Origin of the sequence: Microbacterium sp. CPCC 204701 (genome assembly GCF_004010105.1) — a bacterium.
Taxonomy (GTDB): Bacteria; Actinomycetota; Actinomycetes; order Actinomycetales; family Microbacteriaceae; genus Microbacterium.
The window spans coordinates 1-1,309 of the sequence record NZ_RRYE01000582.1; the positions used below are offsets into that span (position 1 = coordinate 1).

1 protein-coding gene is annotated in these 1,309 nt (G+C 74.6%); it reads left to right on the top strand.

What is annotated here, in order from left to right; all coding sequences use genetic code 11:
- On the top strand, positions 1-1,309 hold a 1,309-nt coding region (locus tag EIO58_RS18075), incomplete at both ends, for an ATP-binding cassette domain-containing protein (RefSeq protein ID WP_164861870.1).

A 1,309-nucleotide genomic window follows, 5' to 3' on the forward strand; every position in this document is an offset into this window, starting at 1 on the left:
TCTCGGGCTCGACCGGGTCGGGCAAGTCCACGTTCTTGCGCGCGATCGCCGGGCTGCACGAGCACGTCGACGGCGGGTGGACCGCGGGTTCCCTGCGGGTCGTGGGCCACGACCGTGCGGCCGTGCCGCCGCGCGACCTCGCGCAGCGCGTGGGCGTCGTGCTCCAGCATCCGCGCGACGCCTTCGCGACCGCGCGCGTGCGCGACGAGATCGGACTTGCGCTCGAGCTGCGGGGCGTCGCCCCTGTGAGCGTGGCAGCTCGTGTGACAGAGATCGCCTCGCGCGTCGGCATCGGCGGCCTGCTCGACCGTCCCACGCGCGGAATCTCAGCAGGCGAGGCGACGCTGGTCGCGATCGCCGCCGCGATCGTCGAGCACCCGATCCTGCTGCTCGTCGACGAGCCGCTGGCCGACCTCGACGCCGACGCACGGGTCCGCGTGGCGCGGCTGCTCGATCTGCTCGCGCACGACGCGGGCATGTGCGTCGTGGTGGCCGAACACCGCGTCGCGACCCTCGCGCCGCTCGCCGACCGGCGGCTGCGGATCGATGACGGCCTGGTCGTCGAGGTGCCGGCCGGCGCGGAGGTCGACCGCAGCGAGGTGGAATCGCAGGGGATCTCGTCTTCATTGCCGCCCCACGACGCACCTGACGCAGAGCTGGGCGCCGCATCGCCCACAGCGGCAGGGCTGCGCGTGCGCTCCGGCGACCCGGTGCTCACCGGGTGTGATGTGACCGTGCGGTACGGCGGGGTGGTCGCCGTGGCATCCGTCACGCTCGAGCTCTTCGCGGGCGAGGTCGTCGCCCTCGCCGGGCCCAACGGCGCCGGCAAGTCGAGCCTGCTCGCGGCGCTCGCGCTCCCGACGCGCGATTCGCGGGTCGAGGCGGCGGGGCGTGTCGCTCTGGTTCCGGATGCCTCGGACGACCTCTTCGCGTACGACACGGTCGCCGCGGAGTGCCGCCGCGCCGACCGCCGTGCGACGAGTGCCCGGCGCGCGCACCGCCCGCCCTCGATCGAGGTTCTCCGCCGGAATGAGGAGCGATCCACGCGGTCTGGCCCTCACCTCGGCGAATTCCCTCATTCGAGGGTTCCCCGACCGGGGGCGACAGCCGCGCGATTGGCCGGGTTCCTCGGGCTCGACCCCGCCGGCCCGGAGTTCGCGACGCGGCTGGCGCGGCATCCGCTCGATCTCTCTGTCGGCGAGCGCCGGTGCCTGGCGCTCGCGCTGCAGCTCGCCGGCGATCCGGCCGTGCTGCTCGTGGACGAGCCGACCCGCGGGCTCGATCCGGCCGCACGGGACCTGGTGTGGGC